Annotated in this window: 25 protein-coding genes and 1 riboswitch; of the genes, 13 read left to right on the forward strand and 12 right to left on the reverse strand. The window is 70.3% G+C overall.

Going from position 1 to position 26,421, the window contains the following annotated elements:
* The first annotated feature begins 4 nt into the window (after positions 1-4).
* The 4 genes from LVQ62_RS00350 to LVQ62_RS00365 all read left to right on the forward strand — a co-directional run bounded on the left by LVQ62_RS00350 (position 5) and on the right by LVQ62_RS00365 (position 5,441).
* A complete protein-coding gene (locus LVQ62_RS00350) occupies positions 5-1,504 on the forward strand; it encodes a long-chain fatty acid--CoA ligase (RefSeq protein ID WP_233763547.1) in 1,500 nt (499 codons plus the stop codon).
* 146 nt (positions 1,505-1,650) lie between these two features.
* Positions 1,651-3,387 carry an alpha/beta hydrolase gene (locus tag LVQ62_RS00355; protein ID WP_233763549.1) on the forward strand — a complete coding sequence of 579 codons (1,737 nt, stop codon included), beginning with the start codon at positions 1,651-1,653 and terminating at the stop codon, positions 3,385-3,387.
* Complete coding sequence (phaZ, locus tag LVQ62_RS00360; protein WP_233763551.1) at positions 3,377-4,252, forward strand: poly(3-hydroxyalkanoate) depolymerase; 876 nt, start codon at positions 3,377-3,379, stop codon at positions 4,250-4,252. Before LVQ62_RS00355 ends, phaZ begins: the two co-directional genes overlap by 11 nt.
* Complete coding sequence (locus tag LVQ62_RS00365) at positions 4,245-5,441, forward strand: acyl-CoA dehydrogenase family protein (RefSeq protein ID WP_233763553.1); 1,197 nt, start codon at positions 4,245-4,247, stop codon at positions 5,439-5,441. Before phaZ ends, LVQ62_RS00365 begins: the two co-directional genes overlap by 8 nt.
* Positions 5,442-5,467: 26 nt before the next feature.
* Here the strand turns inward: LVQ62_RS00365 and LVQ62_RS00370 are convergent, their stop codons facing one another.
* Positions 5,468-5,809: an antibiotic biosynthesis monooxygenase gene (locus LVQ62_RS00370; RefSeq protein ID WP_233763555.1), complete on the reverse strand. Its 342-nt coding sequence runs from the start codon at positions 5,807-5,809 to the stop codon at positions 5,468-5,470.
* A 138-nt stretch (positions 5,810-5,947) separates the two neighbouring features.
* On the opposite strand from LVQ62_RS00370, the gene LVQ62_RS00375 reads away from it, so the two are divergent.
* The 6 genes from LVQ62_RS00375 (at position 5,948) to LVQ62_RS00400 (ending at position 11,003) form a co-directional block, all read left to right on the forward strand.
* Positions 5,948-6,703 (forward strand): SDR family NAD(P)-dependent oxidoreductase, encoded by a 756-nt coding sequence (locus tag LVQ62_RS00375; RefSeq protein ID WP_233763557.1) that lies wholly within the window; start codon positions 5,948-5,950, stop codon positions 6,701-6,703.
* Between the two features lie 158 nt (positions 6,704-6,861).
* On the forward strand, positions 6,862-7,500 hold the full coding sequence (locus LVQ62_RS00380) for a VOC family protein (protein ID WP_233763559.1): 639 nt from the start codon (positions 6,862-6,864) through the stop codon (positions 7,498-7,500).
* 84 nt (positions 7,501-7,584) lie between these two features.
* Positions 7,585-8,778: a thiolase family protein gene (locus LVQ62_RS00385; RefSeq protein ID WP_233763561.1), complete on the forward strand. Its 1,194-nt coding sequence runs from the start codon at positions 7,585-7,587 to the stop codon at positions 8,776-8,778.
* Positions 8,775-9,470: a 3-oxoacid CoA-transferase subunit A gene (locus LVQ62_RS00390; RefSeq protein ID WP_233763563.1), complete on the forward strand. Its 696-nt coding sequence runs from the start codon at positions 8,775-8,777 to the stop codon at positions 9,468-9,470. The genes LVQ62_RS00385 and LVQ62_RS00390 overlap by 4 nt, the downstream gene beginning before the upstream one ends.
* Positions 9,470-10,102, forward strand: coding sequence for a 3-oxoacid CoA-transferase subunit B (locus tag LVQ62_RS00395; RefSeq protein ID WP_233763565.1), 633 nt, complete (start codon positions 9,470-9,472; stop codon positions 10,100-10,102). Before LVQ62_RS00390 ends, LVQ62_RS00395 begins: the two co-directional genes overlap by 1 nt.
* Before the next feature lie 112 nt (positions 10,103-10,214).
* Positions 10,215-11,003: a DeoR/GlpR family DNA-binding transcription regulator gene (locus LVQ62_RS00400; RefSeq protein ID WP_233763566.1), complete on the forward strand. Its 789-nt coding sequence runs from the start codon at positions 10,215-10,217 to the stop codon at positions 11,001-11,003.
* A gap of 25 nt (positions 11,004-11,028) precedes the next feature.
* On the opposite strand, the gene LVQ62_RS00405 is transcribed toward LVQ62_RS00400, so the two are convergent.
* The 7 genes from LVQ62_RS00405 to LVQ62_RS00435 all read right to left on the reverse strand — a co-directional run bounded on the left by LVQ62_RS00405 (position 11,029) and on the right by LVQ62_RS00435 (position 19,021).
* Positions 11,029-12,477 carry an FGGY-family carbohydrate kinase gene (locus LVQ62_RS00405; protein WP_233763568.1) on the reverse strand — a complete coding sequence of 483 codons (1,449 nt, stop codon included), beginning with the start codon at positions 12,475-12,477 and terminating at the stop codon, positions 11,029-11,031.
* Positions 12,474-13,505, reverse strand: coding sequence for an NAD(P)-dependent oxidoreductase (locus LVQ62_RS00410; RefSeq protein WP_233763570.1), 1,032 nt, complete (start codon positions 13,503-13,505; stop codon positions 12,474-12,476). Before LVQ62_RS00410 ends, LVQ62_RS00405 begins: the two co-directional genes overlap by 4 nt.
* Entirely contained in the window at positions 13,505-14,758 is a 1,254-nt protein-coding gene (locus LVQ62_RS00415) for a sugar ABC transporter permease (protein WP_233763572.1), read from the reverse strand. The genes LVQ62_RS00410 and LVQ62_RS00415 overlap by 1 nt, the downstream gene beginning before the upstream one ends.
* A complete protein-coding gene (locus LVQ62_RS00420) occupies positions 14,758-15,645 on the reverse strand; it encodes an ATP-binding cassette domain-containing protein (protein ID WP_233763574.1) in 888 nt (295 codons plus the stop codon). Before LVQ62_RS00420 ends, LVQ62_RS00415 begins: the two co-directional genes overlap by 1 nt.
* Positions 15,646-15,691: 46 nt before the next feature.
* The gene (locus tag LVQ62_RS00425; RefSeq protein WP_233763576.1) at positions 15,692-16,825 is read right to left on the reverse strand and encodes a sugar ABC transporter substrate-binding protein; all 1,134 of its coding nucleotides are present in this window, start codon (positions 16,823-16,825) and stop codon (positions 15,692-15,694) included.
* A gap of 76 nt (positions 16,826-16,901) precedes the next feature.
* Positions 16,902-17,540, reverse strand: coding sequence for a histidine phosphatase family protein (locus LVQ62_RS00430; RefSeq protein WP_233763578.1), 639 nt, complete (start codon positions 17,538-17,540; stop codon positions 16,902-16,904).
* Positions 17,537-19,021, reverse strand: coding sequence for an FGGY-family carbohydrate kinase (locus LVQ62_RS00435; RefSeq protein WP_233763579.1), 1,485 nt, complete (start codon positions 19,019-19,021; stop codon positions 17,537-17,539). The genes LVQ62_RS00430 and LVQ62_RS00435 overlap by 4 nt, the downstream gene beginning before the upstream one ends.
* 532 nt (positions 19,022-19,553) lie before the next feature.
* Between LVQ62_RS00435 and LVQ62_RS00440 the strand changes: the two genes are divergently transcribed.
* Positions 19,554-20,858: an FUSC family protein gene (locus tag LVQ62_RS00440; protein WP_233763581.1), complete on the forward strand. Its 1,305-nt coding sequence runs from the start codon at positions 19,554-19,556 to the stop codon at positions 20,856-20,858.
* Positions 20,859-20,923: 65 nt separating this feature from the next.
* On the opposite strand, the gene LVQ62_RS00445 is transcribed toward LVQ62_RS00440, so the two are convergent.
* Complete coding sequence (locus LVQ62_RS00445) at positions 20,924-21,802, reverse strand: FkbM family methyltransferase (protein WP_233763583.1); 879 nt, start codon at positions 21,800-21,802, stop codon at positions 20,924-20,926.
* A gap of 42 nt (positions 21,803-21,844) precedes the next feature.
* On the opposite strand from LVQ62_RS00445, the gene LVQ62_RS00450 reads away from it, so the two are divergent.
* The gene (locus LVQ62_RS00450) at positions 21,845-22,045 is read left to right on the forward strand and encodes a hypothetical protein (protein WP_233763585.1); all 201 of its coding nucleotides are present in this window, start codon (positions 21,845-21,847) and stop codon (positions 22,043-22,045) included.
* Between the two features lie 69 nt (positions 22,046-22,114).
* On the opposite strand, the gene LVQ62_RS00455 is transcribed toward LVQ62_RS00450, so the two are convergent.
* From LVQ62_RS00455 to pdxH, 3 genes are all read right to left on the reverse strand, one after another.
* Positions 22,115-22,903: a C40 family peptidase gene (locus LVQ62_RS00455; protein ID WP_233767565.1), complete on the reverse strand. Its 789-nt coding sequence runs from the start codon at positions 22,901-22,903 to the stop codon at positions 22,115-22,117.
* 14 nt (positions 22,904-22,917) lie between these two features.
* Positions 22,918-23,122, reverse strand: a riboswitch (cyclic di-AMP (ydaO/yuaA leader).
* Positions 23,123-23,229: 107 nt separating this feature from the next.
* Complete coding sequence (locus tag LVQ62_RS00460; protein WP_208051495.1) at positions 23,230-23,961, reverse strand: metal-dependent transcriptional regulator; 732 nt, start codon at positions 23,959-23,961, stop codon at positions 23,230-23,232.
* A 613-nt stretch (positions 23,962-24,574) separates the two neighbouring features.
* Positions 24,575-25,261 (reverse strand): pyridoxamine 5'-phosphate oxidase, encoded by a 687-nt coding sequence (gene pdxH / locus LVQ62_RS00465; RefSeq protein WP_208051496.1) that lies wholly within the window; start codon positions 25,259-25,261, stop codon positions 24,575-24,577.
* Positions 25,262-25,300: 39 nt separating this feature from the next.
* Here pdxH and serC point away from each other — a divergent pair, with 39 nt between their 5' ends.
* A complete protein-coding gene (serC, locus tag LVQ62_RS00470; RefSeq protein ID WP_233767567.1) occupies positions 25,301-26,413 on the forward strand; it encodes a phosphoserine transaminase in 1,113 nt (370 codons plus the stop codon).
* Positions 26,414-26,421: the final 8 nt, after the last annotated feature.

A 26,421-nucleotide genomic window follows, 5' to 3' on the forward strand; every position in this document is an offset into this window, starting at 1 on the left:
GACCGTGACCAACCTGGCCGACAACCTGACCCAGACCGCCGAGCAGCACGGGGACCGTCCCGCGATCAAGCTCGACGACCTGGTGCTCACCTACGCCGAGCTGCAGGACGGCGCCCGGCGCGTTGCGGCGCTCTTGAAGGACAAGGGCGTCGGGCCGGGTGACCGGGTCGGGCTGGTGCTACCGAACGTGCCGCCGTTCCCCGTGCTCTTCTATGGCGCGCTGGCGGTCGGCGCCGTGGTCGTGCCGATGAACCCGCTGCTCAAGGGTCGCGAGGTGAAGTACTACCTGGAGGATTCGGGCGCCTCGATCGTCTTCGCCTGGAAGGACATGGCGGCCGAGGCCGGGAAGGGCGCCTCGGAGGTCGGGATCGAGTGCGTCGAGGTCGGCACCGACTTCGCCGAGGTGCTCGGCGGGTACGAGCCGGACGAAGAGGTCGTGGACCGCGCGGACGACGACGCCGTCGTACTCCTCTACACCTCCGGCACCACCGGCGCGCCGAAAGGCGCGGAGCTGACCCACCACAGCATGAGCAGCAACGCCGCCACGAGTGCCGAGACGCTGCTGGAGCTCACCGAGAAGGACGTCGTGATGGGGTGTCTGCCTCTCTTCCACGTCTTCGGCCTCACCTGCGGGCTCAACGCCTCGATCCTCAAGGGCGCGTGCCTGACGCTGATCCCCCGCTTCGACCCCGACAAGGCGCTGGCGATCGTCGGCCGCGACCAGGTCACCGCGTTCGAGGGCGTGCCGACCATGTACGCCGCCATGCTGAACGCCGAGACCGCCGACGAGGCCGACATGTCCAGCCTGCGCGCCTGCATCTCCGGAGGGTCGGCGATGCCGGTCGAGGTGATGAAGAAGTTCGAGGAGCAGTTCGACTGCATCGTCCTGGAGGGCTACGGCCTGTCCGAGACCTCCCCCGTCGCGTCGTTCAACAAGCCCGGCCAGGAGCGCAAGCCGGGATCCATCGGCACCGAGGTGCGCGGGGTGCAGATGAAGCTGGTCGGTGACGACGACGAGGACGTCGCACAGGGCGACGTCGGCGAGATCGTCGTCAAGGGCGAGAACGTGATGAAGGGCTACTGGGGGCGCGAGGAGGACACGGCCGAGGCCATCAAGGACGGGTGGTTCCACACCGGCGACCTGGCGAAGGTCGACGAGGACGGCTACTTCTTCATCGTCGACCGCAAGAAGGACCTGATCATCCGGGGCGGTTACAACGTGTATCCCCGCGAGGTCGAGGAGGCGCTCTATGAGCACGAGTCGGTCGCCGAGGTGGCCGTCATCGGCATCCCGCATGACGACCTCGGCGAGGAAGTGGGCGCCGCCGTCGCCCTGAAGCGCGGCGAGGAGGTCAGCGAGGAGGACCTGAAGGCGTTCGCGAAGGAACGGTTGGCGGCGTACAAGTATCCGCGCACCGTCTGGATCGTGAGCGAACTGCCGAAGGGGCCGACCGGGAAGATCCTGCGGCGCGAGGTCAGCGCACCGGACGGCGAGTCGAAGTGACGACCACCGGAGCGCGGACCCGACGCCCCCGGACGAGCACGGCCCGGAAGTCGACCGGGTCGAAGCAGCGGGCGCCTCGGGCCGCGGAGAGAGCAGCCTCCGAGAGCGACGCCTCCGCCACGACGGCCGCGCAGGCCGAGCGCCGCATGCACGACGTCGATGAGTCGCAGGAGGCCGCCGAACGATCGGCCGACACCGCGCTGGCGACGCCACTCGACCTGCTCCTGTCCAAGGCGGGGAGCGGGCCCCTTCGCCAGTTCGTCCCCGGTATGTCGGGGGTGCGGCTCGCCGCCGGGGTCGCCCGTCATCCGAGGGTGGTCGCGAAGCGGACGGCGGGGCTCGCGTACGAGCTGACCCGGGTCGGCCTCGGTCGTTCGCAGCTGGCGCCGGCCGAGAAGGACCGCCGCTTCGCCGAGGAGGGTTGGGCGAAGAACCCCGCCTTGAAGCGCACCCTGCAGAGCTATCTGGCCCTCGGTGCGGCGGCCCGTGGCCTGGTCGACGACGCCGGCCTGAGCTGGGGCGACGACCAGCGGATGCGCTTCATCGTCGAGAACGTGGTCGAGGCGGCGGCGCCCAGCAACAACCCGTTCCTCAACCCCGCGGTGCTCAAGCGGACGCTCGACACCGGCGGGGGCAACCTGGTCGCCGGCAGTCGCCGGTTCGTGAAGGACTTCGCGACCGCCCCGCGCGTGCCGTCCATGGTGGAGGCCGACGCCTTCGAGGTGGGCCGCGACATCGCGGTGACACCCGGCGCCGTGGTGCTGCGGACCGATGTCTTCGAGCTGATCCAGTACACCCCGCAGACCCCGAAGGTCCGCGCGGTGCCGATGCTGATCGTGCCGCCGACGATCAACAAGTACTACGTGATCGACCTGGCGGAGCACCGCTCGCTGGTCGAGCACCTGGTGCAGAACGGCCAGCAGGTCTTCTGCATCTCGTGGCGCAATCCCGATGTGCGGCATGCCGATTGGGGCCTGGATACCTACGGCCAGGCGATCCTGGAGGCGATGACGGCCTGCGAGAAGATCACCCGGCAGAAGCAGACGTCCATCTTCGGGATCTGCTCCGGCGGTCTGATCGCCTCGATGGTGCTGGCCCACCTTGCCGAGATCGGCGAAGCGGACCGCGTCACGGCGTACAGCCTGGCGGTGACCGTGCTCGACCAGGAACGGGCCGGCGTGACCAGTGCGCTGCTCTCGGAGGAGGCGGCCGCCGCCTCGACCCTGGCGTCGAAGGAGAAGGGCTACCTCGACGGGCGCACGCTCGCCGAGGTCTTCGCGTGGCTGCGGCCGAACGACCTGATCTGGAACTACTGGGTGAACAACTACCTGATGGGGCACGCCCCGAAGGCCTTCGACATCCTCTACTGGAACGCCGACCCGGTGCGGATGAGCGCCGCGATGCACCGCGACTTCATGGACCTCGCGATGCGCAATGCGCTGGTGAAACCCGGGGCCTCCACGATGCTCGGCACCAAGGTCGACCTCGGCAAGATCACCACCGATTCCTACGTCGTCGCCGGCATCGCCGACCACCTGTGCAAGTGGGAGTCCTGTTACCAGACCACCCAGCTCTTCGGCGGCGACACCAAGTTCGTGCTGTCCACCAGCGGGCACATCGCCGCCATGGTCAACCCGCCCGGCAACCCCAAGGCCAGCTTCCAGACCGCGCCCTCGGGCGGCGGTCGGCAGGGCAGAGACAACCCGAAGGACACCGTGAAGTGGCTCTCCAGGGCGGTGAAGGTCAAGGGCAGCTGGTGGGATGACTGGACCGAATGGCTTGCCGGTCGCACCGGCGAGGAGCGGACCGCACCGCGCTCGCTCGGCAACGCCGCGTACCCGCCGCAGGACAAGGCCCCCGGCACCTACGTCCATGACCGCTGAGCGGGCCCGCCCGCGCGCCGAGGACCGGGTGCGCAACGTGACCGTACGAGGCGTCACCGGCCGTGTCTCGGTGCGGCCCGGCGTCGGCTCCTGCACCGACCAGGTCCCGTTGCTGCTCTGCAACGGGATCGGCACGAGCCTGGAAGCGCTGCAGCCGTTGGTCGACGAGCTGCATCCCGACCGCGGCCTGGTGCGGTTCGACGTACCCGGTGTGGGCGGCTCGCAGCTGCCGCCGTTCCCCTACACGATCGCCGGGCTGGCCTCCTGGGTCACCGCGCTGATGGCGAAGCTGGGCCATCGCCGCTTCGACGTGCTCGGCCTCTCCTGGGGTGGCGGGCTCGCGCAACAGCTGGCGGTGCAGGGCCCACGCCGCGTGCGTCGGGTGGTGCTGGTCGCCACCGGCACCGGGACGTTGATGGTGCCGGCGCACCCCCGCGTGCTGCGGATCATGTCGACCCCGCAACGACACCGCGATCCGGCGTACGCCGCGAAGGTCGCGCCGCAGATCTACGGCGGCTCTATGCGCACCCATCCCGCCCGCGGGGCCGCGCTGCTGCACGGCGCCACCCGATCGGGCTCCAAGCTCGGCTACTACTACCAACTGGCGGCGATGACCGGCTGGACGAGCCTGCCGTTCCTGCGCCTGCTGCGGCAGCCGACCCTGGTCATGGGCGGCGACGACGACCCGATCATCCCGATCGCCAACCCGAGGATGCAGGCCGCGCTGATGCCCCACTCGCAGCTGCACATCTATCACGGGGGCCACCTCGGCATCCTGACCGAGGCCGACGCCCTCGCCCCCGTCATCGACACGTTCCTCGACGACGAGGACCCGACCCGCACGAGGAGCACCCCGGATGAATGACGACACCCCGGCCCTGGAGGACTCCCCCTTCTCCGACTTCCTCGGCTTCGAGCTGCTGCTCGAGGATGAGGACCGCGAGCTGCTCACCCGGGTGCACGCGTTCATGACCCGTGAGGTCGAGCCGGTCATCAACGACTACTGGACCCGTGCGGCGTTCCCGCACGACCTGCTCCCTGGCATCGCGAAGCTCGGCATCGCCGGCCTGGCGTACGACGGTCCGGGCTGCCCGAACCGCGGCGCCCTGGTCGACGGGATGGTCGCGATGGAGCTCGCCCGGGTCGACCCGTCGATGTCGACCTTCATGGGCGTGCACGGCGGTCTGGCGATGGGGTCGATCCAGCTCTGCGGGTCCCCGGAGCAGCGCGAGCGATGGCTGCCGGCGATGGCCCGCCTGGAGCTGATCGGCGCGTTCGGGCTGACCGAGCCCGACGTCGGATCGGCGATCTCGGCCGGTCTCGCGACCAGCGCGCGACGCGACGGGGACGAGTGGATCCTCAACGGCGAGAAGAAGTGGATCGGCAACGCGGCGTTCGCCGACCTCGTCATCATCTGGGCGCGTGACGAGGACGACGAGCAGGTCAAGGGGTTCGTCGTCGAGAAGGACACCCCGGGGATGACGTTCGACAAGCAGGAGGACAAGATCGCCCTGCGCGTCGTCCAGAACGCCGAGATCCACCTGCACGACGTCCGCGTCCCCGAGGCGAACCGGCTGCAGAACGCGACGAGCTTCCGCTCCACCGCCGACGTCCTGCGCGTGACCCGGATGGGCGTGGCGTGGCAGGCCGCGGGATGTGCCCGCGGCGCGTTCGAGCACGCACTGCGCTACACCACCGGGCGCGAGCAGTTCGGCCGGCCGATCTCCTCGTTCCAGATGGTGCAGGACCTCCTGGTCAAGATGCTCGCCAACGTCACCGCCTCCACGGCGATGAACGTGCGCGCGTCGCAACTGCAGGATCAGGGGTTGCTGAAGGACGAGCACGCGTCGCTGTGCAAGGCGCACTCGACCGTGCGGATGCGCGAGGCCGTCGGCTGGGCGCGAGAGGTGCTCGGCGGCAACGGCATCCTGCTCGAGCACCACGTCGGCCGGTTCGTCGCCGACGCGGAGGCCATCTACTCCTACGAGGGCACCCGCGAGATCAACACACTGATCGTGGGACGCGCGATCACTGGCGAGAGCGCTTTCGTCTGAGTGGTGTCCGGCTCCCGCCGCCGTGGTCACCGTTCGTTCGACGTCCCCGACGAGCCGCCTGCCACCTCGTAGTTCCACACCTCGCTATGGGTGGAGACAGGACGCGGTGCGTCGCCGCCTGCCCGCTCGACAGCCGACCGGTGACCGTCGGCGAACTCCGGGGAGTTCACCCAGGCCTGGAACGACTCCTCGTCGCGCCACCGAGTGATGACCAGCCACTGCTCCCTGTCGTCGGTGGGGCGCAGCAGCTCGAAACCCTCGAAGCCATCGGCGTGGTCGACCGCACCCGCTCGGGCAGCGAACCGGTGCGCGAGCTCACCGCCCGAGCCGGCTGGGACGGTGATGGCATTGATCTTGATCGTGGTCATGAGGCCAGACTGTCACCGCGCCTCTACCGGCACGACGACTGCTCCACGTCCGCCGACCGGGCCGTGGGTCCGCATCGGTGACGGGATGTAGGCCGCCCGCCATCAGCGGCGGGGTGTCGGGCGACGCATAGTGGGCATATGACCTCGCAGAGCACGCGGCTCGAGCAGTCCGACGGACGACTTGACGGACAGGTGGCGCTGGTGACGGGGGGCACCCGGGGTATCGGACTCGCCGCTGCCCGCGGACTGGGTGCGCGCGGCGCGACCGTGGTGGTCGTCGGCCGGAGCGAAGAGTCCGCCAAGGCAGCGGCTGCGACGCTGGTCACGGATGACATCGACGCGCTCGGGGTCGGCTGCGACGTGGGGGACGCCGAGCAGGTGGCCGCCCTGCCCGCGCGACTCGGCCCCCTGGCCGCGGTCGACATCCTGATCTGTGCGGCCGGGGTGATGAGCGAGCGCACCGCCAAGACGCTGCGCACCAGCGAGAGCGAGTGGCGCCGGGTGATGTCCGTCGACCTCGACGGGGTCTGGCGGACGATGACGGCGTTCGTCCCGGGTATGGTCGAACGCCGCCACGGCCGGGTCATCGCCGTCAGCGCCTGTCTGGGCCGGATGAGCGGCCCCGGGAACGCCGGCGGGCTGGCGCCGTATCGCGTGGCAAAGGCGGGGGTGAATGCCCTCGTGCGCAACCTCGCCCACGAGCAGGGCATGGGCATGCGCGGAGTGCTCGTGGACGCGACCTGTCCCGGCCACTGCCGCACCGACATGGGCGGCCAGGACGCGCCGCGCTCCGCCGAGCAGGGCGCCGAGACCGCGGTATGGCTCGCCGGTCGGTCTGCCGGCGGTGCCGTGACCGGGGTGCTGTGGGAGGACCGCGAGATCGTCCCCTGGTAGGACGCGCCTGACGCTGTTCACCACCATCGGAGCATTCACCGGGGGCGATCTTCCTCACTGACGGGTGCGCGCGGCCCCTCGTCGCCTCGTTCCCAGAAGTTGCTGCCCCGCCGGGTTGGTCTCGCTAGGTTGAGCACGATCTGACCGAGGGGTGTGCCATGACCATCAACGCAACTCAGTTCTACGCCGTCGCGCCGCGTAGGGAGTGGGTGCTCGTGTTCGAGGGGGCTCTGGCCCACTTCGTCTGCACCGACGCTGCTGCACGGGTCGAATTCGCGCGCGAGGTGGTCACGGCGGCGGGTGATGCGTTGTCCCCCGATCTGGACCTGCGCAGCGGCGGCGTCACCGTCCGGCTGGCCGCCACGTTCGAGGAGGGAGGGCTCCCGGACGCGGCCGCCGAGGTGGCCGCGCGCATCTCCCAGGTCGCGCAACAGCTCGACCTGCCGGCGGACGTCTCTCACCTGCAGACGATCCAGATCGCCATCGACGGCGGCAGCGGCGCGGTGCCGTTCTGGCATGCCGTGACGGGCTACGAGCAGCCGGAGGACGCCGACCTGATCGACCCGCTGCGGCGCGGCCCCGGCGTGTGGAACCAGGCGGTCAACGACGGTCGTGAGGCGCCCGCGCGGCTGCACGTCGACATCTCCGTCTCGGTCGAGGAGGCCCCGAGGCGCGTCGCCGCGGCACTGCAGGCTGGCGGGCGGGTGGTGCAGGACCGGTTCGCTCCGCAATGGACCACCCTGGCCGACCCCGACGGCAACCTCGTCGACATCGCGGCCTGGCCCGATCTGCCCTGACCACGCGAACCGGCGCCGGCCCGCCAGGCACGCGCGACGGACACCGCCGCCATTGGTTCGAGCAGACCCCCTACCGTGACGTCCATGGATGCCTTCCTCTATTCCGCCGTCCGTACGCCGTTCGGCCGCTTCAACGGAGCGCTCGCCGGCGTCCGACCGGACGACCTGGCCGCCCGCGTCATCGAGGCGTTGCTCGCGAAGGCGCCGGGTCTGGACGGGGCCGCGGTGGACGATGTCATCTGGGGCAATGCCAACGGCGCGGGTGAGGAGAACCGCAACGTCGGTCGGATGGCAGCGTTGTTGGCCGGCCTCCCGACGTCGGTGCCCGGCACCACCATCAACCGACTGTGCGGGTCGAGCCTGGACGCCGCGATGGGCGGCTCACGGGCCATCGAGACCGGTGACGCGGACGTCGTCGTGGTCGGTGGCGTCGAGTCGATGACGCGGGCGCCGTGGGTGCTCCCCAAGCCGGCCAAGGGCTTCCCGGCACGCGATGTCACGGCCGTGTCCACGACGCTCGGCTGGCGGCTGACCAACCCGAAGATGCCGAAGGAATGGACCGCGTCGCTCGGTGAGTGCAACGAGCAGTTGCAGGACAAGTACGGCGTCAGCCGCGAGCGTCAGGACGAGTTCGCCGTGCGCTCCCATCAGCTGGCCGCGGCCGCATGGGACGACGGGTTCTACGACGACCTGGTGGCACCGGTCGAGGGCCTGGCCCGGGACGAGGGCATCCGCGCGGACTCCACCGTGGACAAGCTCGCCGGGCTCGCCCCCGCCTTCCGCCCCGACGGCACCATCACGGCCGGCAACGCCTCGCCGCTGTCCGACGGTGCGTCGGCTGCGCTGCTCGGGTCCGCTGCCGCCGCCGAGCGGATCGGGCTGCAGCCGGTCGCGCGGATCGCGGGACGAGGGACGTTCGCCCTCGACCCGCAGGCCTTCGGGTACGCACCGGTCGAGGCCGCGAACCGGGCGCTGGTCCGCGCCGGCATCGGCTGGGACCAGATCGGCGCCGTCGAGCTCAACGAGGCCTTCGCGGTGCAGTCGCTCGTGTGCGTGGACGCCTGGCTCGCCGAGGGCCTGAAGGACCCGTCGTTGGTCAACACCCGCGGCGGGGCGATCGCGATCGGCCACCCCCTCGGCGCCAGCGGCGGCCGCGTGCTCGCCACCCTGGCCAAGGTGCTGCGCGAGCGCGGTGAGCGGTACGGCGTCGCCGCGGTGTGCATCGGCGTCGGCCAGGGCCTGGCCGTCGTGCTGGAGAACCTGCAGGTGGCCGGATGAGCCAGGTGCAGCACCTGGACACCGTCGACGAGGCGGTCGCCGGCATCGAGGACGGTGCCACCGTGCTGGTCGGCGGATTCGGGCTGGCGGGAATGCCGTTCGACCTGATCGACGGCCTGATCCGACAGGGCGCCACCGACCTGACGATCGTCTGCAACAACGCCGGCAACGGCGAGGTGGGCCTGGCGGCGCTGCTCAAGGCCGGCCGGGTCGCGAAGGTGATCTGCTCCTTCCCCCGCCAGGCCGATTCCTACGTCTTCGACGAGCTCTTCCGCGCCGGGAAGGTGGAGCTGGAGGTGGTCCCGCAGGGCAACCTCGCCGAGCGGATGCGCGCCGCCGGCGCGGGCATCGGAGGCTTCTACTCCCCCACCGCCGTCGGAACGATGCTGGCCGAGGGCAAGGAGACCCGCACCATCGACGGGCGCGACTACCTGCTGGAGTACCCGATCAAGGGCGACGTCGCCCTGGTCTCCGCCCACCGCGCGGACCGGATGGGCAATCTGGTCTACCGCAAGACAGCTCGCAACTTCGGGCCCGTCATGGCCACCGCGGCGAGCACCACCGTCGTGCAGGTGCACGAGGTCGTGCCCACCGGAGCGCTCGACCCGGAGGCGGTCGTGACCCCCGGCATCTTCGTGGATCGCGTCGTGTGCGTCGCGCCCCGCCACTACACCGTGCAGGGAGCCCGCTGATGGCGCTGAACCCCGACGAGCTCGCCGCGGTCATCGCCCGCGACATCCCGCCGTACTCCTATGTCAATCTCGGCATCGGCCGGCCGACTCGCGTGGCCGACCACCTGACGCCGGGATCGGGCGTCGTGCTGCACACCGAGAACGGGATGCTCAACATGGGCCCGGCCGCCACCGGCGAGCAGATCGACACCGACCTGACGAACGCCGGCAAGCAGCCGGTCACCGAGCTGCCCGGCGCGTCGTACTTCCACCACGCCGACTCCTTCATGATGATGCGCGGCGGCCACCTCGACGTCTGTGTCCTCGGAGCGTTCCAGGTCGCGACGAACGGCGACCTCGCGAACTGGCACACCGGTGAAGCGGACGCGATCCCCGCCGTCGGCGGGGCCATGGACCTCGCGATCGGCGCTCGCCAGGTGTTCGTCCTGATGTCGCTCTTCGACAAGCAGGGCCGACCCAAGCTCGTGCCGCAGTGCACCCAGCCGTTGACCGGCCTGGCGTGTGTCAGCCGTGTCTACACCGAGCTCGCGGTCTTCGACGTGGGGCCGGACGGCGCGGTCGTGCGGGACACCTTCGGGATCACCGTGGATGAGTTGCGCGAGCGGCTCGACGTGCCTCTCGCCATGCTCTGAGGACGGGGACCCCACCCTCCTGCCGTTCGAGCGTCGTCGGTGTGAGAATTAACGCTGACACCACACAGCCCGTGCGAGGCGTGGCGACCGACCAGCAGGAGTGACGAGAACCGTGACGACACAAGGGTTGTCGCACCGACGCGACCAGGTGCGCGAGGAAGTGCTGAGAGCCGGCTACGTCCGGGTCGAGGACCTCGCGCAGACCCATGGCGTCAGCCTGATGACGATGCACCGCGACCTGGACCAGCTGCAGGAAGAGGGCTGGATCACCAAGATCCGCGGCGCCGCCACCGCCAACCCCACGGCGCTGCGTGACGCGGGCGTGGCCGAACGCAGCCTCTCGATGAGCGCCGAGAAGGCCGCCATCGTGCGGGAGGCGGGACGGCTGCTCGGGCGAGGGCAGACCATCTTCCTGGACGACAGCACCACCGCCGTCGGACTCGTCCCGCTCCTGTCGGCGCACGTGCCGATCACCCTCGCGACCAACTTCGTGCCGGCGATGGCCACGCTCAGCCCATCGTCCGGCGTCGAGGCCAAACTGCTCGGCGGCGCCTACGACGAGCGTCTGCAGTCGTGTTCGGGCCTGCAGACCATCGACGCGATCGACGCCCTGCAGGCCGATCTGCTGTTCATGTCGCCCACCGGGATCACCGGCGGCCGCTGCGTGCACCGCTCGGAAGCGACCGTCATGGTGCGCCGTGCCCTTCTGGCGCGCAGCCTGCGCAAGGTGCTGCTGGTCGACCACGCCAAGTTCGGTCGTCCCGCGACCCACGTGCTGTGCGGCGTCGAGGCGTTCGACACGGTCATCACCGACGACCGGGTCGCCGACGAGGACCTGCAGCTCCTGCGGGACCGCTGCCCCGACGTGCGAGTCGCCTCCACCGGCGACGAAAACATCTGACCGCGAACGCTTCTCGCGCGAGCGGTCACCCGAACAACTTGCCCCGCACCTGCAGGAACTGCTCGTAGCGCTCGGCCAGCACCTTCGTGCGTTCGGGGTCCGGCTCGAGCACCTGGCGTGGGCGGACGGCCGCCGTCACAGCGTCGTGCAGCGAATCGAACATCCCGATCTCGTACGCGCCGACGAGCGCCGCGCCGCGCGCGCCGATCTCCTCCACGTCCGGCAGCGTCACCGGCACCCCGACGGCATCGGCGATCACCTGACACCAGCTCACGCTGCGCGCACCGCCGCCGGAGATCGCGACCATGGTGGCCGACCCCGCACTGGCGACGCAGTCCTTCACCGCCATGCTGAGCCCGTCCACGATGCCGGCGGCGACCTCCTCGCGGGTGTGGGTGACGTCCAGGCCGAGGATCGCCCCACGCGCCCGCGGATCCAGGAACGGGCTGCGCTCGCCGGCGGTGGAGAAGTAGGGAAGCACCATCGGCGTCCGGCTGCGGTCCGAGCGGTCCGCGAGCCGGATCACGTCGCCCGGCTGGTCCAAGCCGAACAGCTTCTGACACCAACCGATCACCTCGGTGCCGACCATCGTGGGATAGGTCAGCAGCCAGCCGCCCTCCTCCGCTGCGGGCAGCGACATGCCGTTGCCCGGCCGGTCCAGCCGGGGGTTGTCCGAGACGAGCCCGTTGCACAACGTGGTGCCGAGGATCGCGAACGCGTCACCCGGGCGGTGCGCTCCGCTACCGGTGGCCATCGACGCCACGTCGTACGGCGCGACGACCACCGGAGTGCCCTCCTGGAGCCCGATCTCCCGGGCGACGTCACCGAGCAGGGGTGCCACCCGATCCTTGCCGCGCACGGCGTCCGGGAGCAGGCGACGCAGGTCCGCAATGCCGTACAGATCGAGGATCCGCTCGTCGTACGCACGTCTGCGGGTGTCGAAGAACGGGTTCGCCGCCTCGCTGTCGTCGATCGCGCGCCGTCCAGTGAGCTTGAAGTAGGCCCACCCGCCGCAACTGAGCAACGTCGTCGCCCGCTCGATGACCTCGGGCGAGTTCTCCTGCAACCAGCGCAACTGCGAGGAGGCGACCCCGGCGAAGCCGAAGCATCCGTTGATGTCGAAGGCCCGCTGCAGCGTGCCGTCGGCCTCCCAGGCGTCGACGAGGGAGGTCGCGCGGGCGTCGTTCCAGAGCAGTGCCTGGCCGGCCGGGTCGCCGTCGGCGTCGATAAGCCAGCAGCCGTCGCCCTGGGCGGTGACGGCGACGAGCTGGATGTCGTCCGGCGACCTCTCGGCAACGGTGCGCACCACGCGCACCAGACCGGCCCACACGTCGGCCATGTCCTGCTCGGAGTGCCCGGGCGCCGGTCGGTCGACCACGGCGTCCTCGGCGCAGCTGTCGGCCTCGGCCCAGTCCTCCCCGTAGCGGACGGCCTTGATCCGGGAGGTGCCCAGATCGACCCCGATCACACTCATGAGCCCTCCTTCAACGCGTCCGGGTTGGCGCAGTGGTCCATCCGGCCACTGTGCAGATAGCTCGCGACGTCGCGCACCACCCGTTGCACCGACTCCGAACTGACCTGTCGGGAGGCACCCGCGAGGTGCGGGGTGCCGATGACGTCGGGTCGGTGTACGAGCGGGTTGTCCGGGCCGGGGGGTTCGGGGTCGAAGACGTCGAGTGCCGCGCCGCTGAGCAGCCCGGAGTCCAACGCCTCCAGCAGGGCGGCCTCGTCGACGATCTCCCCACGGGCGGTGTTGACGAAGTAGGCGCCGTGCTTCATCGCGCCGAATGCTTTGGAATCAAAGGACTTCCGCGTCTCGTCGGTCAACCGCGAATGGACGCTCACGATGTCGCTGACCGACAGCACCGCCTCCAGGGAGTCCAGCAGCTCGATCCCATCGGCACGGTCGACGTGCGGGTCGTAGGCGACCACCCGCGCGCCGAACGCGTCCAGCAGTTGCGCGACCCGCCGCCCGACGGCGCCGATGCCGACCAGCCCGACCGTGCACGCACGCAGCTCCGGACCCGCCGTCTCGTAGCGGAACGCCCTGGGGCTCCAGCGTCCGTGGACCAGCTCGGCCGACCCGCGTACGACGCCGCGCGGCATCGTGATCATCACCCCGATCACGAACTCCGCGACCGCGCCGAGGTTGCGACCCGGCAGATAGACCACCGGGACGTGGTGCGCGGTGGCCGCGGCCAGGTCGACGTTGACCGGGCCACCGCGAGTTATCCCCACCACCTTGAGCCGGTCGGCGCGCGCCAGGACGGTGGCGGTGACCGGGCCGAGATGGGTGAGCAGGACGTCTGCGCCGGGCATCAGCTCGGCGATCTCGTCGACCGATCCGGACGACTCCTTGACCCCTTCGACCGCCCCGTACGCCTCGTCCGGCCAGCGCGTGGAGTATTCGACGGTCTCGGTGTCCGGCCCGAACGCCTCCTTCGCCGCGTGGGCGAAGGAGGCGGCCGAGATGAACCGGTCGCCGACGCAGACGACCCGCATCAGGCCGTCCCGTGCTGGACGCGGGAGCGCCGGGCCAGGGAGTCGATCAGCACCGCTAGCGCCAGGACGGCACCGGTGATCATGTAGCGGTAGGCCGACGAGAGGTTGAGCAGCGTCAACCCGTTGGAGATCGACTGGATGACTAAGATCCCCAGCAATGCCGAGTACGCGCTGCCGCGACCACCGAACAGGCTCGTGCCGCCGATGACGGCGGCGGCGATTGCGTTCAGGTTGACGTCACCGGTGCCCGCGCTCTGGCTGGACGACGCCAGGCGTGCGGCACTGAGCACGCCGCCGACGGCCGCGAACAGACCCGTCAGCACGAAGGCCGAGGTGTAGATCATGTTCACGTTGATACCGGCGCGACGCGCGGCCTCCTCGTTGCCGCCGACCGCGAACATGTGCCGGCCCCAGTTCGTCTTGGTCAGCGCGTAGTTCGCCGCCACGATCATCAGCACGAAGATCGCGAACATCCACGGCACGCCGTTGTCCCGATTGAGGTACCACGCGGCCAGCAGCAGGACGACCAGCAGTGCGACGGCCCGGATGACGACGTTCGCCGGGGAGCTCGCGGACAGGTTGGCGGCCCTGCGGCGTCGGATGTTGAGGATCCCGGCGACGAAGACGGCGGCGGCGGCGAGTACCGCGACGATGTACGCGAGGATCGGCGTCAGGAACTGCTGCTGTCCGAACGTGACCAGCCCCGATCCGTACGGCAGGTTGATCGAGCCCTGGGACCCCAGCAGTTGCAGCTGCAGTCCGAGGAAGGCGAGCAGTCCGGCCAGGGTGATCACGAAGCTCGGCATGCCGAACCTGTTGCGGACCTGCGCGTAGACGAAGCCGATCAACGCTCCCGACAACGCGGCGACGACGATCGCCAGGATCGGGTTCCAGCCCTTGTTGACGTAGAGGACACCGAGCAGGGCCGAGGACAGGCCGCTCAACGAGCCCACCGACAGGTCGATCTCACCCAGGACCAGCACGAAGACGATGCCGAGCGCGATCATGCCCACGGCCGAGCTGTCGTAGATCAGGTTGACCAGGTTGCCGGAGGACAGGAAGAGGGAGTTCAACGCCTGGAAGACCACGGCGATGACGATCAACCCGATCACCACCGGCAACGGGCCGAGGTCACCGGAACGGACCCGGTAGCCGAAGTTGGTCAGCATGTCCTTGGGGCTGCCGCTGCCGACCTTGACCCTGGCGTCCTGCTGGTCGAGCGCCTTCGGGGGCGGGGTTGCCGTCTGTGCCATCAGGAGTCCTCCTTCGACAGAGTGGGAGCGGCGTGCGCCCCCGCGGTGGGCGCCGCGGCGTCGTCCGCCGTGGCGTCGGTGGTGTCGGCGCCGCCGGACCGGCGTGCCGACCGGCGCGTCACGACGTTGTCCGTGGCCCCGGTGATCGCGGCCACCAGGTCGTGGTTGCTCGCGTCGGGACCGAACTCGCCGTTGTTGCGGCCGAGACGGAGGACGACGACGTTGTCGGCGACAGCGCGCACGTCCTCCATGTTGTGGCTGATCATCACGACTGCCAGTCCTCGTGCCTTGACCCGCTCGATCAGGTTCAGCACCTCGGCGGTCTGGGCCACGCCCAGGGCCGCGGTGGGCTCATCGAGCATGATCAGTCGCGGATTGACCAGAAGAGACCGCGCGATCGCGACGGTCTGCCGCTGGCCGCCGGACAGCGAGGCGATGGGCACCCGCACACTCGGGATCCGGGCGGACAACTCCCCGAGGAGTTCCCACGACCTGGTCTCCATCGTGACCTCGTCCAGGTGGCCGCCCTTGAGCTCGCGCCCGAGGAAGAGGTTGGCGACCACGTCGAGGTTCTCGCAGAGCGCCAGGTCCTGGAAGACGGTCGCGATCCCGAGCTCCATCGCCTTGGACGGGCTGTCGATCGTCACCTGCTTCCCGTCGAAGAAGACCTCGCCCGACGTCGGCGCGTGCACCCCGGACAAGACCTTCACCAAGGTGGACTTGCCGGCTCCGTTGTCCCCTACGAGGGCGACGACCTGACCTGCGTGCACCTCGAGATCGATGTCGGTGAGGGCCGACACCGCCCCGAAGGTCTTACCGACCCCGCGCAGGCGCAGGACGGGTGTCCCCGACGGTGCCTGCGTGGTCTCCGTGGCTGTGGCAGTCATGCCGCGCCGTCCTTTCTCGCCGTGTCTCGCATCAGCACACCCACGATCAGGAGATACCGAGCTTGGTACAGCCGGCCTTGTAGCTACCGGTGCACAGCTGGGAGGCGGTGGCGATCTTGGTGGAGATGATGTCGGTCTTGAGGTTGCTCTGCGTAATCACCTTCGGGACGAAGAGCATCGTCTTGGTGCCGAACACGGTCGTCAGGCTGCCGCCGCCGACCGCCGTGACCGACTTGCCGTTGAGCAGGTCGACGGCGACGTCGGCCGCCGCGCCCGCGACGATCTCGCTCGGCTTGGAGATGGTGTTGTACTGGTCGCCGGCGATGATCAGCTGCAGTCCGGCGGTCGTGGCGTCGTTGCCGGTCACCGGGGGCAACTGGTTGACGCTGGCGGCCTTGAGGGCGGCGATCGCGCCGCCGCCGGTGCCGTCGTTCGCGGCGACGATGCCGACGATCTTCTTACCGAAACGTGAGACCTGGCCGCTGACCCAGGACTGCGCCTTGCTCGGGTCCCATTCGGGGGTGTCGTACTCCGACAGCGTCTTGTAGCCGCTGCCCGCGAGACCCTCGTGGACGCCCTTCTTGATCAGACCGGCCGCGGCGTCGGTCGGGGACCCGTTGACCTCGAGGATCCCGTTGCCGCCACCCGTCGAGACACCCTTGGCCTTCAGGTCCCGGACCAGCGACTGCGCGATCGACTTGCCGATCTCCTCGTTGTTGAAGGAGACGTAGAAGTCCGGCTTGGCCTGCGGGATCGGCCGGTCGTAGGCGATGACCTTCACGCCCTTGGAGTGGGCGGCCGACACCAGGCTCGACGCGGCGGTGGAGTCCACCGGGTCGAGCACGATGACCTTCGCGCCCTGGGTGAGCGCCGCGTTGAACTGCTGCTGCTGCTTGCTGGCGTCACCGGTGGCGTTGTTGTAGAGCGGCGTGCACGTGGGGCACACCTTCTTCAGCTCCGCCACGAAGCCGGGCTTGTCGTGCTGCTCGTAGCGGGTGGATGCCTCGTCCGGCATCAGGAAGGCGATCTTGGCGCCCTTGTCACCGCCGGCCGCGGCGGACGAGCCGGCTGCACCCGACTTGGTCGAGGAGTTCTTGCCGGAGCTGCACGCACCCAGGATGGGCAGTGTGGCAGCCACGGCAACAGCGACGGAGATCTGCGTGATCCTGCGAGCGGTCATGATGTTCGGTTCCTTCGTGGGATGGGTTGAGCGGGCTGACGAACGGTCGGTCGGGCAGGTGCGGAAGGGGCGGGCGTCACGTCGGCGCCGCCCTCGTCGGGACGTTGAGAGAACGCAGTGCGGCCAGCCCGTGGCCGTGGAGGGGGACGACGACCTCGGCGACCGCGGTGTTGTCCAGCCGGGGGAAGACGCGCCGGTACTGCGCCGGGGGTATGCCGAGCAGCTCGCACAGCGCGAGCCGCAGCAGGGTGTTGTGGGCGACGACCAGCACCTTGCGACCCGCATGCTCCGCGGCGATCTCCCGCAGCGTGCCGGCGCCGCGCGCCGCGGCGTCGGCCGCCGACTCCGCGCCCGGGAAGGGATTGGCCACCGGGTCGTCGCGGAAGGCCGCCATCACCGCCGCGTCGGAGGACTCGATCTCGGCGGCCGTGCGACCCTCGGCCACCCCGAAGGCGACCTCCTTCAGACCCGGGCACACCACCAGGTCCGCCCCGATCGCCGACGCGGAGGGCTGCGCGGTCTCCTGCGCGCGCCGCACCGGTGAGCTGACGACCACCTCGATCCCGTGGCGCAGCGACCAGCGGCCCAGGTCGGATGCCTGCTCGTGCCCCGCGGAAGTCAGGTCGATGTCGCTGTCGCCGCCGGCGTACCTGTTCTCGGCGTGCCAGACCGTCTCGCCGTGCCGGGCGAGCCACAGACTCACGCGATCGCTCATCGAGGCACTCCCCCGGCCTCGGCCAGCGCGTACGACGCGGCCTGCGACCCGAGCCACCCGCGTTCGGCGAGGGCGGTGACCAGTTCGGCGTACCCCTGCCGCAGCTGTCCACCCCGGTCGGCATCGGGGCTGTAGGACCGGCCGATCCCGACCATGGACGCGACGGTCTCGGTCAGCCGGCCGGGCTCGGCCGCCGCAAGCATGGCCATCCCGGTCGACGGGTGCGGTTCGCGCGGCACCTGCACCGGGCGGCCCAGCAGATCGCACCTCAGCTGGTTCCACCACTCGTTGGCGGTAGGGCCGCCGGTGAACGAGACCGGGCCCGTGGTGTCGGCGCCCAGGGAGGCCAGCACGTCGTAGCTGAGCCGCTCGACGTACGCGATGCCCTGGCAGAGCGCGGCGAAGCGGGCGGCGTCGGAGTCCGCGTGGCCGCCGACGAAACCCACCGCGTCCGCCGCCACGAACGGGAAGCGCTCCCCACGACCGATCAGCGGATACGTCCCACCGGGGATCACCCCCAGACCGGCGGCCTGTTCGGTCAGCCGGCCCAGGTCCTCGCCGTGCGTGAACGCATCGCGCAGCGCACCGGCACCGGTGCTGGAAGCGCCCCCCGGCAACCAGCCGCCGTCCGGGTGGCGGTGGCAGTAGACGGCGCCGGAGGGGTCCAGCACCAGCTCGTCGGTGGAGCCCTTCACCACCAGGGTGGTGCCGAGGGCGCTGCTCCAGTGGCCGATCTCGAGCGCGCCCGCCGCGATCTGCGCCGCACATCCGTCGGTCATGCCGAGGCGGACGACGGCGCCCGTCGTCAGCCCGGTCTCGGACGCGGCCGACCTGCTGACCACGCCTGCCACGGTGGTCGGCAGGGCCACCCCCGGGAGCAGTTCGAGCGGGATCCCGAGCTCGGCGAAGACATCGGCCGGCCAGGCGGCGGTCCGCAGGTCGACACCGGTCTTCAGAGCGTGCGAGGTGTCGGTCGGCACGACGGAGCCCACCAGTCGACGCACCAGGTGATCGGACTGATGCACGACCCGGTCGCCGGCACCGAGGACGTCCTCGCCGCGCAGCCACAACACCTTGGCCAGCGCCCAGGCGGGCTGGATGCGGTAGCCGAGAGAGGACCAGAGCGACTCTCCGGCGCGCTGCGCACGGTCGGCGAACCCCTGGGCTCGGGTGTCGTCGTACATCAGGGCCGGTCCTGCCGGGCTGCCGTCGGCGCGCTCGACCAGGACCGTGCCGGACGTCGCGTCGATCGCGATCGCGGTCACGTGCACCTCACCCGCAACGTCCAGCGCCTGCCGGACCGCGTCGCACAGCGCCGTCCACCACTGCTCGGGGTCCTGCTCGTGGCGACGACCGTCACGGTGGTCGCTGGTGATGGGCGCCGCCCCGGAACCGAGCGTGCGGCCCTCGGCGTCGACCAGGGAGGCGCGCACTCCTTGAGTGCCGACGTCGATGCCGCAGGTGGCGTCGGTCGCGCTCACGGTGCCTCCTTCGTCGACGTCGGTTGCTGTGACTCACACCACATTACTCATAGAACTTGTTAAATATATAGTCGCAAGACCTTGATCGTTACTCCTTCGTGACCCACCCGCGCAGCGTGCGCTCCTCCCATCTCCGGCCTTCAGCCGACGGCCTAGGTCGCCTCGGCGGGGTGACTCCGACAGCGTTAGCTTCACGAAAACTATTGCGAAAAAACGGTTTTCTTCTCAACTAGAGGGCGCTCAGATCAGTGGCGGCACCTCTGGACGGACCGTTGGATCGTCCGCTCATGCTCAGAGCCCCGCCGCGCGCGATGTGTAGGGAAACTTCTCAGCATCTTCGCCCTTCTGTCGCAGATGTCACATCAAAGAGCGGCGGCGTCGCGTAGCCGGAGGCCTCCCGGCACATGTCGAGCCGCACCGTGGTGTCGCCGGACCCCGGTGCGCGGCGCCGGGCCGTGGGAGCGTGGCCGGTGCAGCGCGGCCGTCGGCGGCCACCGCGTGCCAGGCTGGACTGAAGGAGAGGCGGTGGTCGATGCGTCGGGACACGTTGCGCGTGCCGCGTCCGCTCATGCGGGGTTTGCGGCGAGCCTGGCCGACCTTCCCCTCGACCTGGTCCGAGGCATCACGCCGTGTGCAGCCCGCCGCCGCACAGATCGGCCGCCTCACCGGGGCGGCGGTGCTGGCGTACCTGGGCTCAACGCTCCTCTTCACGCACGTGGTCGACCTGACCGCGCCCCTCACGGCACTGCTCGTCGTGCAGGCCTCCACCGTCGGCACGCTGCGGATGGCGATGGTCCGCGTCGGAGCCGTCCTCACGGGAGTGCTGGTCGCCACGGCGTTCTCCAACTACTTCGGATTGTCGTGGTGGTCTCTCGCGGCCGTCATCAGTGCCTCCCTGGTGCTGGCCAAGATGTTGCGGCTCGGTGCGCAGTCCCTCGAGACGCCGATCAGCGCGATGCTGATCCTGGCCGTGAGCTCACCCGGGCTCGCCGCCGAGATCCGGATCGGCAACACCATGATCGGCACCGTCGTCGGGGTCGCCTTCAGCGTGCTGGTGCCCGTCGCGATCCCCAACACCCGGGCCCGGGACTCCGTACGCGGAGTGGCCCGCTCACAGGCCGCCCTGCTCGGCCAGATCGCGCGCACCCTGTCATCCCGGGCGCCAGGGGTGGAGGAGGCGCAGTCCTGGATCGGTTCCGCCGAGGCGATCGGCCGGGAGCTGGCCGAAGCCGCCACCGCCGTCGAGGCCCTGGAGGAGAGCCGCAAACTCAACCCGCGCGCGCTGGTCGCGTTGCGCATCCATCCTGAGCTGCGGGTCGCGCTGCAGCGACTGGACCGCTGCTGCGCCGCCGAACGCGCCCTCGCCGTCCTGGCCGAGCGCAGGGCCTTCGCCTCGGACGGCGCGGATGGCGCGGACGCGTGGGACCCGAACCTGCGGGTGGTCTTCTCGGTGCTGCTGGACTCCCTGGCCTCCGGCGTGCACGAGTTCGGGGACCTCGTGGCCGCCGATCGGGTGGACGAGGCCGAGCAGGCGCTCGACCGGATCCGCGAGGTCGTGCTGGAGACCCGGACCCGGCACACCGAGCTCGTGATGATCGATCCCATGACCGACACCGACTCCTGGATGATGCAGGGATCCATGCTGGCCGCCATCGACCAGATCGTGCGCCAGCTCGACCTGGAACATCCCGAGCAGGCGACGGCCGCGTGGAACGTGCGGCCCGGACTGGAGTGGGCTCCACGCACCTGGGTCCAGACGGGGCAGCGGATCGTGCCGCCTGTCGCCCGTCGACCCGGACGCCGGCGCGGCGCGGAGGACGGCGTCACCACGGACTGACCCTGGTGGATGCCCTCCCGACATCCCTGCGGGCCGGAAGCAGCCCCACAGATCGCGCACCGTCGTTACGGCGTCGGTTGCGTACGGACCGCCAGCTGGTCCCGGAAGATCCGGGCTCTGTCCGGGTCCAGGACACCTCGGCGGACCAGCTCCGCGATGCAGAGCAGCGTCACGCCGTACGACGCGTACGCCAGGTCGCAGATCAGCCCCAGGTGATGCAGTTGGTCCTCGCTCAGCACGTCGAGGCGCGCCAGGTCGCGCACGTAGAGGACATCGGCCTCCACCAGGTGCCGAGCCTGTTCCTGCAGCGGGTCGGCCCACTGCAGCGGCGCGAGCGGCCAGGTCTTGGTGTTGACGAACAGGTGCGGCACGAAGCCGTGCGCCCGCAGCTCCAGATCGAGGTCGGCGAAGGTGGGCTGGTCCTCGTACAACCGGGTGAACCCCACCTCGGTCTGCACGGCGACAGCCCTGGCGAGCAGCCGCCGGCCGTGCCGGAAGACGTCGAGCTCACCGCCCTGGATGTCGATCTTGAGGTAGTCCAGCTGCTCGATCTCGGTGATGTCGTCCAGGCGTCGGGTGGCCATCGGGATGCGGTCGGTCACCGACGCCATCCGCGGGAAGTCGGTCAACAGTCCCAGCTGGGCACGGTCCGGTTCGAGCATGCTGGCGAAGCCGCTCTCGACGCAGAGTCGCAGGGTGTGCTCGGCCCCGTCCCCCACCGCGTACGGCAGATAGCGGTGCGCCCCGTCCTCTCTCGTCGTGAGTTCGGCATACGCGGACTCCTGCGGCTCGAACCCGGTCACCCGGGCGACTCCCTGCTCCAGCAGCGGCGCGTACGGCGGCTCGCCGTCGATGGGGTTGGCGCCGATGTCGACGATCTCGACCGGACGTCGACCGCTCAGCACATGCGGGGCGGCGCCGGGTGCGGGTGGGGTGGAGGGCACGAGCGTCAGCCTAGGTGGGCCCGGTGCGGACATACTGGCCGAATGAGCGATGACGCGAACGACCCGAACCCCCAGGAACCCGCCCAGCAGCTCAGCCCCGACGAGGGCGAGGCAGGCGACACGGGGCTCGTCGCGGACTCCGAGACGAGCGGCGGCAGCGGCGCCGCGACCGGGGATGACAAGAGCTTCTCGCAGCAGGAGGACGAGAAGCGGCCGGGCGACGGCCCCGCCGCGCGCGACTGACCGAACCTCCGCACGACATGACGATGCCCCCTCACCGATGGTGAGGGGGCATCGTCATGACGTGGACGCTCAGGGGCGGCCGTACCCCGAGGGGGTGCCGTAGACGGCCTCGATCTTCACGTGGTCACCGGGCTTGGGCGCGGCGATCATCATGCCGTTACCCAGGTAGATGCCGACGTGGTAGGCGGGGCTGCCGAAGAACACCAGGTCGCCCGGCTGGGGGGTGCTCACGGGAGTCGCCGACGCCTGCTGGGCCGCCGCGGTGCGCGGCAGGTTGATGCCGAGCTGGGCGTAGACGTAGCTGGTGAACCCGGAGCAGTCGAACCCGCTGGGGGTGGTGCCGCCGTAGACGTAGGGAACACCGATGTAGCGCTCCGCGATCGCGACGACGCCGCTGGCGGACGAGGGCGCCGAGACGGTGCTGCCACCGCCATTGCCCGACCGGACCGGCGTCGTGTGCTTCGGCGCGGGCTGACGCACGACGTGGCGCACCGGGGCGACCGCGTGGCGCACCGGGGCGACCACGTGGCGCACCGGAGCCAGCGCCGCCTTCTTCACGACGGGCGCGACGTAGGTGTCCGCGTGGACGGCGACGAGCCGGGTGTGGGCGTCGACCGCCGCGGCGACGTGCGGCGCGGACGTACGAGCGGTGTTCTGCACCAGCGTCATCGACGCCTGGGCGGGAGCCGCGGCGGAGGCCGGGCCCTGGTGCTTCGTGTCAGCGGCCTGCGCGGACTGGGAGAACACGGCGGAGGCCACGAGGCCGCCGCCGACAGCTACCGCGGCGGACACGCGTGCGGTGGTGTTGAAGGACGTGGACAACTTGCTCGGGGCGCGATGACGCCCCCGGGGCTGCATGACAGACACGGATGAAAACCTCTCGGCGCCTACGAGGTGAGCTGTCGGGCTCGGGTGGAGGTGTTACCCGGTCCGTGGCAGTCCGTTCCCCGATGACTGCCCGTGACTTAGCCCCGAGGCCGTCCCGATACTGCGAACGGCCGAAGGTGGGTCCCCCGCTCCTGCCTTGCGGATCGTTGCATTCCCGGGCTGCTTGGCAGGACTCGGCGGTGCCGCTCGGGGGTCCTCAGGCTGAGAACCGCCGCCTAAGATACATCAGCTGCACACCCAGGTCACAACGAGGTCACAACGACGGTGGACATCTCCCCGAGCCGGCGGACCGCGCCTCAGGAGACGGGCACGGCTCCCGCGGCGAGGGCCGCTGTGGAGGGCAGCTGCACGAAGACGTGGGAGGCGATCTCAGGGGGAAGCGAGACGCCCTCCGGCCCGTCCTCGACCCGGGCCAGCACCCGCCCGTCCTCCAGACGCGCGCGCACGACGGCGCCGGGGGAGATGCCGGCGGCGGTCAGCACCTCCAGAGTGGCGTGATCGGCCTGCGCGGGTTCGCCGATGCGGCGCACGACGAGCAGCGACGGCTCGGCGGAGACCACCTCGGTGAGGGAGGCGACGCCGTCCCGGAACTTCTCGATGGTCCCGGTCTCCCCCAGTTCGGCGAGACCGGGGATCGGGTTGCCGTAGGGGGAGAGAGTGTGGTCCTTCAGCATCGTGAGGATCTTGCGCTCGACCCGCTCGCTCATCACGTGTTCCCAGCGGCAGGCCTCGTCGTGCACGTACTCCAGCTCCAGCCCGATCACGTCGACCAGCAGCCGCTCGGCCAGCCGGTGCTTGCGCATGACGCGGGTGGCCAGGGTGCGGCCGTGCTCGGTGAACTCCAGGTGGCGGTCGCCCGCGAGGGTGAGCAGGCCGTCACGTTCCATCCTGGCGACGGTCTGGGACACCGTCGGCCCGGAGTGGCCGAGACGCTCGGCGATCCGGGCGCGCAGCGGGACGATGCCCTCCTCCTCCAGATCGAAGATGGTGCGCAGGTACATCTCGGTGGTGTCGATCAAGTCGGTCACAGGGTCGATCTTCCCATCCCGGACCGGCGTCGGCACCCGTCGGCGCACAGTGACCACGCAGCGCCCGTTCGGGAATCATCCGGGCCGGGCGCTCGTTCCAGTGAACGTGGCAGCACGGACGTCCCCTCGTCTGCTGTCACGCGAAGGTCTCGGACTCCGGTCCGGGGCGAGCGGGCTGCGAAGCCCGGCTCGGGCGGCCGCCATCTCCCCCTGTATGGCGGTCGCCCTCTTCCTTCCTCAACCGCCTCGCGAAACCCCGTTGCGGGCTACCTGCCGACGTGTCTAGCGTGCTGGGTACACGAGAGAGGAGGTGGTCCGAGAGTGCATTCATCTAGGACGCGTGAGGTGGTTGCGCACTAGCGCAGCCGTTGGTCGGCCTCCCATTCGGTGACCGACTCTTCAACGGACGGCGTTGGTGAAGACCACGCACCACCGCAGCCCGTGGGGGCGCGACCCGTCCATCGCGCACCGGCCACCAGGTCGGACCCCGCGGGCTGTTTCACGCCCACTCCCGAGTGGCATACCTTGGTTCGAGTGGCGCACTCCTACCGGGTGCACTCGGGCGGCTTCTACGCCACTCGACAGGTCGAGCGGGTCGAGCGGGTCGAGCACGTCAGGGCTGCAGGCGCTCCCGGGTCCAGACCGACGGGTCGTCCAGGGCACCCTCGCCGGTACGCGTGAAGCGCACCCGGTCGTGCAGCCGGCTCGCCTGACCCACCCAGAACTCCACCTCGTCGACGTGGATCACGTATCCGCCCCAGAAGGGCGGCACCGGCACGTCGCCGGCGCGGCCGTGGTCGGGATAGCGCTCGGCGTACCGCTGCTCGGCAGCCTCCAGTGCGGCGCGGTCCGCGACCGGGCGGCTCTGGTCCGAGGCCCACGCGCTGATGCGCGAGCCCCACGGACGAGAGTCGAAGTACTCGGCGACGATGTCGCGCGGCAACTGCTCGGCGCGGCCGGTGAAGCGGATCGCGTGGTAGAGCGCGGGCCAGGTCAGGGTGGCGGCGATCCGCGGGTCGGCTGCCAGATCGGTGCCCTTGCGCGACTCCAGGTTGGTGTAGAAGCCAGGTCCCGCGGGGGTGAGGTACCGCATGAGCACCGTGCGGACCGTGGGGGCGCCCGAAGCGTCCACGGTGGCGACGCTGATCGCGTCCGGCTCGTGCACCCCGGGCTGGGTGTCGTCCGCCGCGGCCTCGCGGGCCTGTCGCACCCACTCCTCGATGACCGGCCAGGGCGCGTCCGGCACCTCGCCCTCCTCGAGGCCGCGCCCGTCGTAGTCCCACCGGGTGATCTCACTCATCGAGCCAGCGTAGGCGCTGGCACACTTTCGGCCGTGAGCATCGTCATCCCGCGCGAACTGCGGCCGTCCGACGGTCGGTTCGGTTCCGGACCGAGCAAGGTGCGCCCCGAGCAGCTGGACCTCCTGCGCGACCTCGGCACCGACGTCCTCGGCACCTCCCACCGACAGGAACCGGTGCGCGCCCTGGTGCGCGAGGTCCGCTCCTCTCTGCACGACTTCCTCGGCGCCCCGGGGGACTACGAGATCGTGCTGGGCAACGGCGGTTCCACGCTCTTCTGGGACGTCGCGACGTTCTCGCTGATCAGGGAGCGGTCCGTGCACGGCGTGTGCGGGGAGTTCAGCTCGAAGTTCGCGGCCGCGGTGGCAGCGGCACCCTTCCTGGCCGAACCGGTGGTCACCCGTTCGGTGCCCGGCGAGGTCGATCCGCTGAGCGCGGTCCCCGGCGCGGACGCCTACGCCTACGCCCAGAACGAGACGTCGACGGGCGCGATGCAGCCGGTACGCCGCGTCACCGGCGCCGATGCCGGCGCGCTGATGCTGGTCGACGCCACCTCCGGCGCGGGCGGCCTACCGGTCGACCTGCGCGAGGCGGACGTCTACTACTTCGCGCCGCAGAAGTCGTTCGCCTCCGACGGCGGCCTGTGGTTGGCGGCGATGTCACCGGCCGCACTGGAGCGCACGGCCACGATCTCCTCGAGTGACCGATGGATTCCACCCAGTCTGAATCTGCAGACGGCAGTGGACAACTCACGCCTCGACCAGACCTACAACACCCCTGCCGTGGCGACGCTGGCCCTCATGGTGAGCCAGCTGCGGTGGCTGCAGGCAGGCGGCGGTCTCGACTTCGCCGTCGCGCGCAGCGCCGAGAGCAGCCGGCGGCTCTACGACTGGGTCGAGCACACGTCGTACGCGAGCGCGTTCGTCGCCGACCCGGCCGCCCGCTCGTGCGTGGTGGCGACCGTCGACTTCGATGACGCGATCGACGCGGCCCTGCTCGCCAGGACCCTGCGCGAGAACGGCGTGGTCGACACCGAGCCCTACCGCGCGCTGAAGCGCAACCAGCTGCGGATCGGCATGTACCCCTCGGTCGATCCGGACGACGTCAGCGCGCTGACCGCGTGCATCGAGTACGTCGTGCAGCGGATCGCCTGACGCTCCCG

The sequence above is a fragment of the Allobranchiibius sp. GilTou73 genome, from assembly GCF_021391335.1.
GTDB classification, from domain to species: Bacteria; Actinomycetota; Actinomycetes; order Actinomycetales; family Dermatophilaceae; genus Allobranchiibius; species Allobranchiibius huperziae.